The sequence below is a fragment of the Ignavibacteriales bacterium genome, from assembly GCA_016700155.1.
Taxonomy (GTDB): domain Bacteria; phylum Bacteroidota; class Ignavibacteria; order Ignavibacteriales; family Ignavibacteriaceae.
Genome location: CP065001.1, coordinates 3,655,768 through 3,670,312, shown reverse-complemented (window position 1 = coordinate 3,670,312; position 14,545 = coordinate 3,655,768). Strand labels below are relative to the sequence as shown.

The window sequence follows — 14,545 nt, the reverse complement described above, 5'->3', positions numbered from 1 at the left end:
CGGAATGAGCCTCAAAAAAGAAAGAACTTATACAACGCCCTGATCGATCATTGCATCTGCGACCTTTAAGAATCCGCCTATGTTTGCGCCGTTAACATAGTTGCCGGGTGTTCCGAATCTATCAGCAACATCGACACAGGTTTTGTGAATACTCTTCATGATCATTCTTAACCTGTTGTCAACTTCTTCGCGTGTCCATGGTAAGCGCATACTGTTCTGTGACATTTCAAGTCCTGACGTTGCAACACCGCCAGCGTTAGCAGCTTTGCCAGGTCCGTAAAGTATCTTGTTGTCTAAGAATATTTTTACACCATCGATATGTGTCGGCATGTTTGCGCCTTCACTTACAACATATACACCACCATTGATGAGATTCTGTGCGTCTTTTCCGTTTATTTCATTTTGTGTTGCACTCGGGAATGCGCAATGAGCTTTATGGCTCCACAACGGGTTGTGATCTGCATTCGGATTTAGTTCAGTATAGACTGCTTCTTTGAATTTATCCGCGTACTCTTTAATTCTTCCGCGTCTTACATTTTTCAGTTCCATTATGTACGCAAGTTTTTGAGGTGTTATACCTTTTTCATCATAAATGTATCCGTTGGAATCTGAAACTGTAACAGCTTTACCGCCAAGTTCATTTATTTTTTCAATTGTGTATTGAGCAACATTTCCGCTACCTGATACAAGACAATTTTTTCCTTCAAGAGTTTGATTGCGCGTTGAAAGCATTTCAGCAGCAAAATAAACTGCGCCGTAACCTGTTGCTTCAGGACGAATAAGTGAACCGCCCCAGTTCAAACCTTTTCCTGTAAGTACACCGGTAAATTCATTTCTTAATTTTTTGTATTGACCAAAGAGATAACCGATCTCGCGTCCGCCGACACCAATATCACCGGCAGGTACATCTGTATCGGGTCCAATATGTCTGAACAGTTCACTCATGAAAGCCTGGCAGAAACGCATGATCTTTAAATCGCTTTTTCCTTTAGGATCGAAATCAGAACCGCCTTTACCGCCGCCCATAGGTAGTGTTGTCAAACTGTTTTTGAAAACCTGTTCGAAAGCAAGGAATTTTAAAATGCCAAGATTAACAGAAGGGTGAAAACGAAGTCCGCCTTTGTATGGACCGATTGCACTGTTCATTTCAATTCTGAAACCTCTGTTAATATGCACTTCGCCCTGGTCATCAACCCATGGTACACGGAACATTAATACGCGTTCCGGTTCGATAATTCTTTCAAGGATTTTTGCAGCACGGTATTCCGGGTGTCGCTCAAGTACAAGAGCCAGTGATTCTGCAACTTCAAGAACTGCCTGGTGAAATTCAGGTTCGGCAGGATTTTTTGCTTTTACTTCTGCCATCAGGTCTTTTACGTAATTGGACATTATAAACCTCCGGTTAGTAGGATGAAATGTTATTTGGAATTGTTAAGATCATTTATGATCAAATAGTTTTCGTTATGAATATAAACCTGGAAAGTTTTTTACGAAGCAGAAGGAATTATGAATGTGCTGTAATAAAAATTATTACAGCCTGTATGAATAGTTGATAGCGGGAAAGCAGTTATTGTATCAGTTTGTTGTTTAAAACGTACTGGGTTAGTTCTACATTTGATTTCATTTTCATTTTTTCGAGAATCCTGTTCCGGTATGAATAGAAGGTATGAATGCTGATAGATAATATATCTGAAATATTTTCCGCTGTTTCACCGGAAGCAATTCTGCACATTACTTCAAATTCTCTGTCCGATAAATTTTCATGAGGAAGTTTACTGTAATTTTCATCAACAGATTTTGCAAGATTTTCAGCTAGTGATGCGCTGACATATTTTCCGCCGGCGACAATTTTTCTGATTGCCGATACAAGTTCATCGGGTGCGCTGACTTTTTTCAGATAACCGGAAGCACCGGCTTTAAGTGCCCTTATTCCATACTGTTCTTCAGCATACATACTTAATATTAACACGGGAATTTCAGGATGCTGAATCCGCAAATCTTTTAATACATCAAGACCTGATTTGCCGGGCATATTTATATCAAGTACAACCACATCAAAAACTTTATCATTCATTTTTGAAATCACTTCATCCGCATTCGATGCTTCGCCTGTAACCTTCATATCGGGTTCTTCAGCTACAATTTGTTTTAAACCTTCTCTCACAATCGCGTGATCGTCTGCTATAAGTATGTTAATCATTTCTGCTTTCAATAATTTTATTATTCCATCGGAACTTCAACAAGAACTGTAGTTCCGCTCTTCATAGAACTTTTGATTACAACATCTCCGCCAAATACAAGAGCGCGTTCTTTCATTCCAAGAACACCAAGTGAATTTGGGCTGTTGACCTGGCTTTGTGTTATACCTTTACCGTTATCTCTTATTTCAAGTATAAGATTATTTTTGAACTCATTCATTGTCACAAAAATTTTACTTGCGTTTGCGTGACGCGCAACATTTGTAAGTGCTTCCTGGAATATCCTGAAAACAGCAGTTAATTTTTCTTTTGCCAATATTGGTTCATCTTTTGGAAGTTGTATTGAGTATTGAATACCTGTCCTTGCGCTGAAATCTTTAACCTGCCAGTCTATTGCCGCTGCCAATCCAAGCTCATCAAGCAGTGTGGGGCGAAGCTGCGATGTTATCCTTTGTACAGCTTCAACTGAATCATCAATAAGTTTTAATGATGAATCAATTTTATTTTTTGACAGTTCAGGATCATCATGAATTTTTTTACCCGCAAGCGTAACCTGGATCTTCAGATAGGTCAGCATCTGTCCAAGTTCATCATGAATTTCCCTTGCAATCATTGCTCGTTCTTCTTCACGTACATTCTGTAAATGAAGTGCAAGGTTCCTGAGTTTTTCAGAAACTTCGATGATCTTGTTTTCTGCTTCTTCACGCTGACTTAAATCTCTCGCGATAAAAAGAACGGCAGGTCTGTCATTCAAATCAAACAAATGCGCGCTTATTTCATTCGGAATTTTTCTTTTATCATTTGTAATGCAAGTTGAAGTAAAAATAAAATGTTTATCATTCCAGAGTCGTTCGACTATTCTTGTCTGCTCATTTTCATTATTGTTGAACATCAAAGATGAAGGATTCATCCCAAGTAATTCTTCTTTTGAATAACCAAGATTTCTGCATGCAACTTCATTAACATCAATAAAGTTACTTATTGTTTCACCGTAGTTGAGATAGCATACAAACATTGGATCATTCGCCTGGTTGAAAACATTACGGTATTTACTTTCACTTCTGAGCAGTTCCAGTTCATATTGTTTACGCTTCGTAATTTCTCTTAGGTTGACCAGAAATAATTTTTCTTCAGATGAATCAATTCTGCTTAATGTAAACTCAACCCAGATTTTTCGCTTGTCCCTTAGAAGAATTTCTTTTTCCGTTCGGAGAGGTTTATCAGTTTCCACACAATTATCCAAAAGTTTTTGAACCTCGGATCTCTGCTCAGGAACAAAATATTTTATGAAGTTTTTATCAGCGGGCTCATCATCGTTAAAAAATTTTGAGAATGACTGGTTGGAGAATATGATATTTCTGTTCACGCCGATCAGGCAAACGGCATCATCGATTGCATTGAATAGTTCTTCAGTGAGGAATTTTTTCTGCACAGGAAATCACCTCGGGAATCAAAAACTCGAAACTCTATTTATTTTTTAGTGTGTACTGCTTTCACAATTTGTCAACCTGACGTTGCTGTCATCAGTGACTTATTCATCTCATATTATAAATATGAAATTCGTACACCAAAATTTTTACTTAACCGGAATTAATCGAACAAACTTCAATTTTATGTTGTTCCATTAGAACCGGGTTTCAAAATAATTCCACGGTTTTTATGTCCGTTTATTTTAACTGTTATCGGTTTATCAAAACGAATGTGCCTTGTGAATTCAAGTTCTTCTTCAGCATTCTGATCACGAAGCCAATCCCAATCAATAAATCCCATATCGAAAGCAGCATTGACAGTAAAGTATCCAATACGGAATGAAGTTATATTCTGAAAAAAATGTGAGCCTTGTGATGGTGTTACATTTAAATCTTTGAAGCCGGATTCAACAATCGCTGCGGCGCCAGCAATCTGATCCCAGGTAACAGGAATACCAAGCCACGGATCAAGGCTTCCCCAGCGTCCGACACCAATTAATAAATAAGGTCTCTTCTCATTGACAAGTCTTGTATTAATGTGACTGACTTCATTTGCAGCCTCTCTGCTTTTTGCCCTCTCAAATTTCTGGTAGTCAACAACAACAACATCATATAGTCCGCCAATGATGCCGTTGCCGAGAACCTGCTGGCTATGGCATAATAGTTCATCTGCTGAATCTGAATCAACGTCAAGTTCTTCTGATTCATGACTGATAACAAGCGGGCGCATCTGGAGAAGTGCAAACTCTTTTGGTTTATCGATTTCAACTTTCAAGTTAACGGCAAATTCAATTTCAATTGGAACTCCCATTCCCCACGTTCCCAGTTCAAGCAGAAGGTCAAGAATTTCTGCTAAAGGAAAAGCTTTATGTTTAAGTATCGGTGCGAAAGTTACAACCCTGTTGCCATGTCGTGAAATACCATCATACACCGCATCATTTTCAGCAGAATAAGTTGAACCTACATAATTAAGTGTCTGATCACCTTCAGCAATTTCAAGATCATACCGCTGAACAAGAACGTCAAGCGGCTTGCTAAGATTATGCGGAGTTTCACGGCTTAAGTTCAACGCGTAAAAATCCTGTTGAGCATTTTTAATTGTTTCTTTCGTTGAAAAGAATTGAAGAAGATGTTTGGGATACCTTGGACAAAATCTTACTGTGTTGCCGCCTGCTACAACTGTCCAGCCGAGTCCAAGCGCAACCTGTGCAATACCATCTGTAGATTTTTGTGGTGGAACAGGATAAAAATTATACGACTTTGCGACACCGGCAAAATCCGGATAAAATCTTTCCTCACGCGGTGCACCCACTAAACGCTGAACAATCACTGCCATCTTTTCTTCTTCAAGTCTGTAGGCAGTAGCTTTCATGTAGTCTTTTGCTTTGCGGTAAAAGGTTGATGCATAAACACATTTGATGCACTGGATAAGTTCTGCGAAGCGTACTTTAATATCGGGGTTGTTATTCGGTATCATATAAGTTTCATACACACCGGCAAAAGGCTGGAACTGGGAGTCTTCTAATAAACTTGAAGAACGAACGGCGAGTGGATCTTTGATAACTTCGAGATATTCAATAAGCTTATCAATAAGTGTGGAAGGAATTTTATCCGCTTCTATAAATCTTTGTGTTATAATATCGTCATCAGTTTCGTGCAGTGCGAATACATCCAGTTTATTTTCCGCAAGGAACTGATCAAACATATCTGTCGCGATAACAATTGCAGAGGGAACAACAATCTCAACATCCTCGAAGCGATGACGTACTTTATTGTTATTAATAAGTGTATTAATAAATCCAAGTCCGCGAGCTTTTCCGCCTAACGAACCGGACCCGATACGAGCGAAACTATTTTTCGGATCAAAGGTTTCTTTATTAAAATCTGTAATGATGCCGCGCTGCCTGTATCCCTTATAACTTTTAAGAGCATTTATCAGTTCGTTTCGAAGGTGAGTGATAGATTGAAAATCTGTTACCTTGCTTGGTCTGAGTTTATGAGCAAGCCAGAATTCAGTTCTTGCCTTCAGCCATTTTGAAAAATGATTTCCTTCCGCATGGTAAAGAATACTTTCATCGGGAACAATCCTGAGCTGTTCTTCAAGCTCTCTTAAATTCTGTGCTCTTCCGACAATCTGTCCACCGGGTGTCTGGAACACAAAATCACCGAACCCGAAATTATTCACCATAAAATTTCTAAGTTCATGCAATAACCTCGGTGAGCCTTTCACAATGAATGAAGCTCCGACCTGGTGCGCCCGTTCAGCAAATTCAGGGTTACTTGATTGAAGCAGAATCGGGATATCTTTTTGTTTGGCTTTTACATTCATAGCAAACTTGATTCCCGCTTCAGGATCTTTAACACCCTGGTATTTAAAATTTATATCTGTGATAATTCCAAGAACAAACTCTTCATACTTTTCAAAATAGCTCCATGCCTCTTCATAGTTTGTACACAATAAAATTTTGGGACGTGCTCTCATTCTTAAAAACTTATGAGTGAGATTGACCCCTTCAGATATAAGTCTTTGAGACTGATTGAATATTTCCGTGTATATCAGCGGGAGGTAGGAAGAATAAAATTTTACATTGTCCTCAACAAGGATTATTGATTGAACACCAACACTGCTTGAATCATTTTCCACATTAAGTCTGTCTTCGGCATATTTAATAATTCCTATCAGTAGCCGGTAATCACCCTGCCAGATAAAAATCCGTTCAAAGATTGAAGTATCATAATTCGATACTAATTCTTTTCTTTCCCTGTTATCATAAGCGAGTAAAATTATAGGTGCATCATTACCTGCTTTGCGGAACATCTGAGCAAACTTAACAACGTGCATGTCTTCAATATGAAGTGTGGTAATGATAAGATCGAAGTGTGTATCGCTGTTTGCAAGTTCAAGCGCTTCTTCACCGGTTGTAACATGAGTTATTTCCGGTGCCTGGCTAAGATTAAGAGTCTGGTACTCCTGCCGGATGAGTTCATACAATCTTCCGTCTTCTTCAAACAGGTAATAATCATATAAACTTGATACGAGAAGTATCTCCCGTATCTTGTGGCGCATAAGTTTTTGGAATCGTTTGACCCGGCTGCTGAAAAGATCTTCCTGGCTGAATTGTTTGAACTTATCCATATAGTGTTCAGTTTTTGTTAGAAGATTTTGAACAAAATAAAAACCCGGAATTAGTTTTATCTAACTCCGGGTTAAAGATATAAAACAGAAAATTAATTTTCAGAATAATTATACAAGACCCTGGTCCAGCATAGCATCCGCAACTTTAAGGAATCCGGCAATGTTTGCACCGTTAACATAATTCCCGGGTGTTCCGAATCTTTCTGCGGTGGTAACACATGTATCATGTATTCTTATCATAATTTCGTGAAGTCTTCTGTCTACTTCATCTCTCATCCAGGGAAGACGCATACTGTTCTGCGACATTTCAAGTCCTGACGTGGCAACTCCGCCGGCATTAGAAGCTTTTCCTGGTGCATAGAGTATTCCCGCATTTGTGAATACTTTATAACCTTCAATTGTTGTAGGCATATTTGCACCTTCACAAACACAAACGCAGCCGTTCTTAACGAGTTCTTTTGCATCATCTTCAAAAATTTCATTCTGGGTTGCGCAAGGCATTGCGACATCGACTTTAATTCCCCACGGACGTTTTCCTTTATGAAATTCAACTTTATATTCTTTTGCATAATCTTCAACAGCATCTTTGTTGCTTGCTCTAAGCTTCAGCATATAGTCGATCTTCTCACCGCTAATTCCGTCTTTATCATAAACAAATCCGTCTGGACCGGACAATGTAACGACCTTACCGCCGAGTTGTGATATTTTTTGCACAGCACCCCATGCAACATTTCCGAATCCTGATACTGAAAATACTTTTCCTTCTACATCCATTCCTTTGGTTTTTAACATTTCCTGAGCAAAGTAAACTGCGCCGTAGCCTGTTGCTTCAGGGCGTATAAGTGATCCTCCCCAGTTTAAACCTTTGCCGGTTAAAACTCCGGTGAATTCATTTCTTAATCTTTTATACTGTCCGAACAAAAAGCCGATTTCTCTTCCGCCAACACCAATATCACCGGCAGGTACGTCTGTGTTAGGACCAATATGACGGAAAAGTTCTGTCATAAAACTCTGGCAGAACCTCATAACTTCATTGTCACTTTTTCCCTTCGGATCAAAATCGGAACCGCCTTTACCGCCTCCCATTGGTAGTGTTGTTAAACTATTTTTGAATACCTGTTCAAACGCAAGAAATTTTAATATGCTTATGTTTACGGATGGGTGGAATCTTAAACCGCCTTTGTAAGGACCAATCGCACTGTTCATTTCAATTCTGAATCCGCGGTTAACATGAATTTCTCCCTGGTCATCCATCCATGGAACACGGAAGGTTATCGTTCTTTCAGGTTCAACCATTCTCTCAAGAATTTTTGCTGAACGATATTCAGGATGTCGGGCAAGTACCAACTCAAGAGATTCAACAACCTCCTGAACTGCCTGGTGAAATTCCAGTTCTCCCGGATTTAATGTTTTAACTTTTGCTATCAGATTATTTACGTACTCGGACATAAAGACCTCTTAATATTTTTAGATTGCTGTCCTCTGTTTCAGGGGACATTAGTTAATGAATGAAAATTAATCTTCGTGTGGAAAAAGGGAAGTGTATTATTAAAGTTTACCTGCATCAATTGGAGGTTGAACGGTCGTTTAACTAACAGGAATAAAAACGTAAAAACGTTTATTAAAAAAAGATTAAGATTTACAAAATAACCCATACAATTAATTATTGTGCAAACTATTTTCATAAGTTCCACTTAACAGACTAACCGGCTGCGAAGAATTTAACAGTCAGTCAGCAGTAAAACATAAATTTTACTAACTCAAACTTAGTGAAATATTATCTCAAAACCTCAATAATTTATACAGACAAATTATCTGTTAATCCTGCCTTTTCAGCTTAAAAAACAAATATTTTTAGTAATTAGTCCCTTTATTTTATACATTTGAAACCAATAGAACCTTAATTATTAATGAAGTAAAGAGGTACTGATGAAACAGGTTATTCTTAAAGAAAAAATAGGTCAGGCAATTGAAATTCTTAAAGAAAAAAATATTGATATGTGGCTGACATTTATCCGTGAAAGTTCGATCATAAAAGACCCTGCAATTGAAATGATAATAGGGTCAAACGCTACCTGGCAATCAGCTTTTATGATTTCTAAGGACGGTGATACAACGGCGGTAGTCGGTTCTTTGGAACTTGATAACTTTAAGAATCCGGGTCTGTACAAAGATGTGATTGGTTATCTGAAATCAATTAAAGAACCGCTTCAGGAGTATTTAAAGAAAAAAAATCCTAAAACAATCGCTCTAAACTTTTCTAAAAATTCTACTCTTGCTGATGGTCTTACTTTCGGCATGTATAACATTTTATTAGAGCATCTGAAAGATTTGGGATTTGAAAACAGAATCGTAAGCTCTGAAGAAATTATTTCAGCGCTTAGAGGAAGAAAATCTTCAACAGAATTAAGTATAATGAAAGATGCTGTTGATGAAACTCTGAAAATATTTGACAAAGTAACTCAATTTATCAAACCAGGTGTTAGTGAAAAGGATATCGCGTCATTCATAAATAAAATTGTTGAAGAAAAGGGATTTGAACTTGCGTGGGAAGCTGACCATTGCCCTGCAGTGTTTACAGGACCGGATCCTCTCGGGGCACATTCCGGACCCACAGACAGGAAAGTTGAAAAAGGTCATATGATAAATATTGATTTCGGGATTAAGTTGAATGGTTATTGTTCCGATCTTCAAAGAAACATGGTATGTATTAAATGATGGTGAAGTTAAAGCTCCGGCTGATGTGCAGAAAGGATTTGGAATAATTCGCGACGCAATTCAAATGGTAGCGGATAAAATAAAGCCGGGTGTAAGGGGCTGTGATATGGATGAAATTGCTCGTGATTATATTACTTCAAATGGTTATCCAGAATATCCTCACGGACTTGGTCACCAGGTTGGCAGACAGGTTCATGATGGCGGGGCTGGACTATTTCCTGAATGGGAACGTTACGGCAACGCACCATACATTCCTTTGGAAGAAGGACAGATATTTACTATTGAACCAAGATTACCGGTGCAAGGTTATGGTGTATCAACACTTGAGGAAGAGGTTGTTATAACTAAAAATGGCTGCGAGTTTATTTCAAAACCGCAGAAGGAATTGATTCTTATCTAATTAGTTCTGAATAGGATGGAAAATATTTTATACTAAAACTCACAACCACGTTCATAAGCTTTATACAGGAGAGATTGATATTCTTCAAAAGTGATTTCCTTTGCGCCGAACATTTCAAGGTGAGGAGTTTTGTATTGCACATCAAGCAGAACAAAATCTTTTTTATTCAGATGGATGATCAACGCTGTTAATGCCGCTTTGGATGCCTGGCTTACTTTTGAAAACATTGACTCACCGAAAAATGCACCCCGGAATGTAATACCATAAAGTCCCCCGACAAGTTTATCATCCCTCCATGTTTCTACTGTATGAATAAAGCCTCTTTTGTACAGCCTTTTATAAGCGTCTATAAGCTCATCAGAAATCCAGGTTGATTCTCTGTCAGCGCAACCATTTACAACATCAATAAAACTTGTATCAAATCTTATTGTAAAATTTAATTCGCTGATAATACGTTTAAAAGATCTTGGGATGTTATAATCATTAAGAGGGATGACAGTTCTGATATCAGGCATATACCAGTTTATTTTTCCAGTGCGTGAATCAGCCATCGGGAAAGCACCGCTGGCATACAATCTTATCATATTTCCAGGTTCAAGAAACTGGTTTTGATTGTAGTCGGATTTGCTCATTGAACATAATTATCTATTCATCAATTTTTACTTCCATTTGAATGATCAAATATCCTTTCAGTGTCTCGTAAGCTGCAAAGATCACACCTGTTAAAACACTGATCATTCCAAGCAGAAATAAAATGGTAATTATATAATCAAGTTTGCCCCAGCCAGCTAAATATTGTGCGCCGATAAATAATGAAGTTAATACAAATGATGCAACGGCAATTGTATAAGAGAAGACAGCTCCTCTGACAAGCTTAACCCTGTAAACAAGAGCAGCGATTTGCCTGGATATACTTTCAAGCCTTATTGTTTCTTCGTAAGTAAAATCCCGTTCACTTACCTTTGCGACAAACCTTCTTCGTTCTTCATTTAAGAGTCTTATCCTGTTTACAACCAGAGAATATTTATTATTCATTCCGAGTAATAATAATCCGCATGCGGAGATCATGATTCCGGGTGCAAGCATTAGTTGTATAACTTCAACAATTGATACTGAGTTACTCATTTTTTATGCGCCTGTACGTTTTATAAAATCGATAATCACTTTATCGCTTGAGTTGAGAAGTTCCTGCTGTGTTCCGGTAAAATAAATCTTTCCCTCATGCATCATTGCCACACGATCAGCAACATTTTTTACGCTGTACATATCATGAGTTACTACGATTGATGTAACTTTTAGTTTGCTTGAAAGCTCTGCGATAAGATTATCAATTGAATCAGACATAATCGGATCAAGTCCGGTTGTTGGTTCATCATAAAGAATATACTGCGGGTTAGTAACAAGTGCTCTCGCAAGTCCAACCCTTTTTTTCATTCCGCCGGATAGTTCAGATGGCTTTAAATTATTTGAACCGCTAAGACCTACAAGCTCAAGTTTTTCATTTACGACCGGGAGTATATTCTTTTTATCAGCGCCGTTGGTTGATTCGATAAGCGGCAGAGAAACGTTTTCTTCAACTGTCATTGAATCAAATAAAGCGGCTCCCTGGAACAGAAATCCGAATTTTCTTCTAAGCTCAAATAATTCTTTCTCTTTCAAGTCACTGACAATTTTGTTTTCTACTTTTATATAACCCTCATCCGGTTCAAGCAAACCAACTATGTGTTTTATAAGTACGCTTTTACCGCAGCCGCTTCTGCCTATAATTACAAGTGTTTCTCCATTGTTGATGTTCAGGTTTACACCATTAAGAACATTCTTTTTACCAAAAGACTTCCTGAGATTATTTATTTCAATCATCTTTCATCAAAACAATTAATTTTGTATCGCAAAGATAGGTAAAATCAAATTAGTTTGTTCTGATAGCGGAATGCGGCTGTCCGAATCGTAATTTTTTATATGATGATTAAAATAAATTCAATTGTACGATGAATTTTTCGGACAGCCGTGAATAAATTAATTATTGGCAATTATCTGTGCACCGAGAACCTGGGCACCTGAGCCTGCCAAAAAACCTTTGGCAAAAACAGTATATATTTTTCCTGCCTGAAGTGTTATACCGGGTAAATCAAGTGCTACAGTTGAAGTACCAGCTACACGTACCTGAAGATTATAAGTTCCTGCATCAAGTGGTGTAAATGGTGTGAACTCCTTAAAAGCACGGTTGCCAAAAACAATAGTTCCATCTGTCAGAGTAATATCAACAGCGGGTGCGTCTGGCGATAAGTGAATAAAGCGGACATGTGCCTTCCCTGATGCAGGTGTTGAAAGATCATCTGTCAGCAAAAGAGGTTCAATTGATGCAACAGAATTCACCGCAAATACTGAGTATGATGTATTCATAGTCAGGGATGGACTTACATCAATAACTGTTGTGTTAGTACCGGCTACATTAACTTTAAAATTTCTTGTACCCGAGTTTACTTCTAAATATGAAGTGTTGGATGGAAAGCTAAGATTTGTACCTGCCACCTGGTTATCAACGAGAAGATCAACCGCCGGTGCATCCGGAGAAGAATGGACTACCATGACTTTGGATATTGATTGTGTCGGTACTACAGGGTCTTCATCTTTGCTGCAGCCAATAAATACGACTGTTGATATGATAATTAATAAGATCACTGATTTTAACTTTAACATTAAAACCTCCTTTGGTTTCCTTATTGATTTAGATTTTGGTGTTGTTATTAATTGATCAGCATGCATTTGATCAATGTATAAAACACAAATCCGGTTAAATCAGTTCCCGGAAAATTTAAAAGAGATAAGATTTTTTGTGTGGAAGGAGATACCGTTGTTTTATAGCCCGAAAGAAGTATCCGTCTTGATAATTAAATCACTTTATAAAGAAGAAAAAAGATCAGCAGTGCAAGTATCGCAGCAAAAGTAAGGCTGACAACAATACCATTACTGGATTTACGTTCATTCTTTAAAAAGTTATTTATAAGAGGATCAAACTTTAAAGAACTTTCACAACTTGGGCAAAGCAGCATAACAAATCCTTCGTCGGTTTTGCCAAGCATTCCGCTTTTCCCGTTTCCTTTCCAGGATGAAAATTCTCTGATCTCGGCTTTATAAGAACAATATGGACATTCTCTCATATTTGTATCGCTCATACTCTTTCCTGAATGAAATTATAACTTTATTAATTATTACTTGTTCAGTCAGTGTCAGGGTTTTTACTTTAGCAAAAGTGGATTAAATATTATTTGTTAAAGTAATCATGGTTAAAGATTCAAGTCAATAAAAATTTTTTTTTCTTATGGTATACCTGGCTGGGTTCCCACCTTCAAAAGGAAATAAAAAAACCGCGGTCACCCGCGGTTTCTGATTATTTAAAGAGGAATAATGCGAATATCAATATTACGAGTAGTAATGTGTAGATCTGACTTTCAGATTGCTTAATTTTCATCTCACCGGTAATATTACCTGTCTTCATCGTATACACTCCATTATCATTCAAGTCGTTTCAAAAATAAAAACAGGGGATTACTTTTTCAATACTAAAATCAGGACAGGATAAAAAAATCTCCTTAGCGGGTGATAGCGAATAGTTTTCCGTCAATGTATCGTGAATCTTTTAATACATACTTTTTTAGAAGTCCTTCATAGCCAAATCCGGATTTTTCCAAAACCTTACAGGATGGTGTGTTTGATTCAAAGACCACAGCTTCAATGCGCATTAAATTGAAATCTTCAAAACCAATCTCGCAAACTTTTCTGACCACCTTCGTCATTATACCTTTGTTCCAGTACGGTCTGCCGAGCCAATAACCTATTTCATCCCGGTGTGAATCAATCCCGTATTTAATGTGAAACCCGATTCCACCGATAAGCATAGAGTTTCTGTCCCTGATAGCCCAGTTGGTTAGCCTGCCATTATTGAACTTACTTTCTTCAACGAATAAGACCCACCATTCTGCATCCTTAACTGTGTATGGATATGGAATCATCAGCGTCTTGTCGTAAATATCTTTATCGTTCAAAAGCAGGCAAAGTCTTTCAATGTCGACCTTGTTTACTTGTGAGAGATAGATTTCATTATCAACAACTATTTCCATAGCAGTTTTTCTTTAAGATAGAATGATTTGGTTATTCACGGATAAATTTGGAATCCGTTACATCGGTGTTATATATCTTCCAGAAACCTGCATCTTTTCGGAGAGTGTAAATACCATTCACCTGGTTTTTTTTGATATTGTCACCGTCCTTCTTGGATGTTATCTGTATGAACCGGACTTTTACTTCATCATCTTCGTCACTTATAATTTCAGTTTCAACCAGTTCGTACCTGATATCGTATTTGAAAAAAACTTCACCCATATACTGATGAATATTTTCGTAACCGGGATTCTCACTATGAATTGTTGACATGTAGGAATCAAGATCTTTCTGATTGGCGAACTTAATATTATCTCTTATTACTAAGGCAGGATCTTCTTTCTCCCCTCCGCAGTTCAAGGCAATCAGTGAAGTGAACAGGATCAAATACAAAACATTAAATTTTTTCATATCACACCTGAATAAATGAATACATCTTTGCATCCCTAATTTACTACTTTAA

Annotated in this window: 12 protein-coding genes and 1 pseudogene; 1 reads left to right on the top strand and 12 read right to left on the bottom strand. The window is 37.7% G+C overall.

Going from position 1 to position 14,545, the window contains the following annotated elements; genetic code table 11:
- Window positions 1-27 precede the first annotated feature (27 nt).
- From gdhA (IPM56_15265) to gdhA (IPM56_15245), 5 genes are all read right to left on the bottom strand, one after another.
- Window positions 28-1,389: an NADP-specific glutamate dehydrogenase gene (gene gdhA / locus IPM56_15265; protein QQS35587.1), complete on the bottom strand. Its 1,362-nt coding sequence runs from the start codon at window positions 1,387-1,389 to the stop codon at window positions 28-30.
- A 178-nt stretch (window positions 1,390-1,567) separates the two neighbouring features.
- Window positions 1,568-2,200 (bottom strand): response regulator transcription factor, encoded by a 633-nt coding sequence (locus IPM56_15260; GenBank protein ID QQS35586.1) that lies wholly within the window; start codon window positions 2,198-2,200, stop codon window positions 1,568-1,570.
- Between the two features lie 20 nt (window positions 2,201-2,220).
- The gene (locus IPM56_15255) at window positions 2,221-3,630 is read right to left on the bottom strand and encodes a PAS domain S-box protein (GenBank protein QQS35585.1); all 1,410 of its coding nucleotides are present in this window, start codon (window positions 3,628-3,630) and stop codon (window positions 2,221-2,223) included.
- Between the two features lie 179 nt (window positions 3,631-3,809).
- A complete protein-coding gene (locus IPM56_15250; GenBank protein ID QQS38329.1) occupies window positions 3,810-6,734 on the bottom strand; it encodes a histidine kinase in 2,925 nt (974 codons plus the stop codon).
- Window positions 6,735-6,911: 177 nt separating this feature from the next.
- The gene (gene gdhA / locus IPM56_15245; protein ID QQS35584.1) at window positions 6,912-8,252 is read right to left on the bottom strand and encodes an NADP-specific glutamate dehydrogenase; all 1,341 of its coding nucleotides are present in this window, start codon (window positions 8,250-8,252) and stop codon (window positions 6,912-6,914) included.
- 480 nt (window positions 8,253-8,732) lie between these two features.
- Here gdhA (IPM56_15245) and IPM56_15240 point away from each other — a divergent pair.
- A pseudogene (locus IPM56_15240) lies at window positions 8,733-9,921 on the top strand (aminopeptidase P family protein).
- A gap of 32 nt (window positions 9,922-9,953) precedes the next feature.
- Here IPM56_15240 and IPM56_15235 read toward each other — a convergent pair.
- The 7 genes from IPM56_15235 to IPM56_15205 form a co-directional block, all read right to left on the bottom strand.
- A complete protein-coding gene (locus tag IPM56_15235) occupies window positions 9,954-10,553 on the bottom strand; it encodes a leucyl/phenylalanyl-tRNA--protein transferase (GenBank protein QQS35583.1) in 600 nt (199 codons plus the stop codon).
- A gap of 13 nt (window positions 10,554-10,566) precedes the next feature.
- Window positions 10,567-11,007: a DUF2721 domain-containing protein gene (locus IPM56_15230; protein ID QQS38328.1), complete on the bottom strand. Its 441-nt coding sequence runs from the start codon at window positions 11,005-11,007 to the stop codon at window positions 10,567-10,569.
- A 42-nt stretch (window positions 11,008-11,049) separates the two neighbouring features.
- A complete protein-coding gene (locus tag IPM56_15225; GenBank protein ID QQS35582.1) occupies window positions 11,050-11,781 on the bottom strand; it encodes an ABC transporter ATP-binding protein in 732 nt (243 codons plus the stop codon).
- Window positions 11,782-11,937: 156 nt separating this feature from the next.
- Entirely contained in the window at window positions 11,938-12,621 is a 684-nt protein-coding gene (locus IPM56_15220) for a DUF4397 domain-containing protein (GenBank protein ID QQS35581.1), read from the bottom strand.
- Window positions 12,622-12,812: 191 nt separating this feature from the next.
- A complete protein-coding gene (locus tag IPM56_15215) occupies window positions 12,813-13,097 on the bottom strand; it encodes a hypothetical protein (protein ID QQS35580.1) in 285 nt (94 codons plus the stop codon).
- A 417-nt stretch (window positions 13,098-13,514) separates the two neighbouring features.
- Window positions 13,515-14,042, bottom strand: a complete 528-nt coding sequence (locus IPM56_15210) for a GNAT family N-acetyltransferase (GenBank protein ID QQS35579.1) — start codon at window positions 14,040-14,042, stop codon at window positions 13,515-13,517.
- 31 nt (window positions 14,043-14,073) lie between these two features.
- Window positions 14,074-14,493: a hypothetical protein gene (locus tag IPM56_15205; protein ID QQS35578.1), complete on the bottom strand. Its 420-nt coding sequence runs from the start codon at window positions 14,491-14,493 to the stop codon at window positions 14,074-14,076.
- Window positions 14,494-14,545 lie beyond the last annotated feature (52 nt).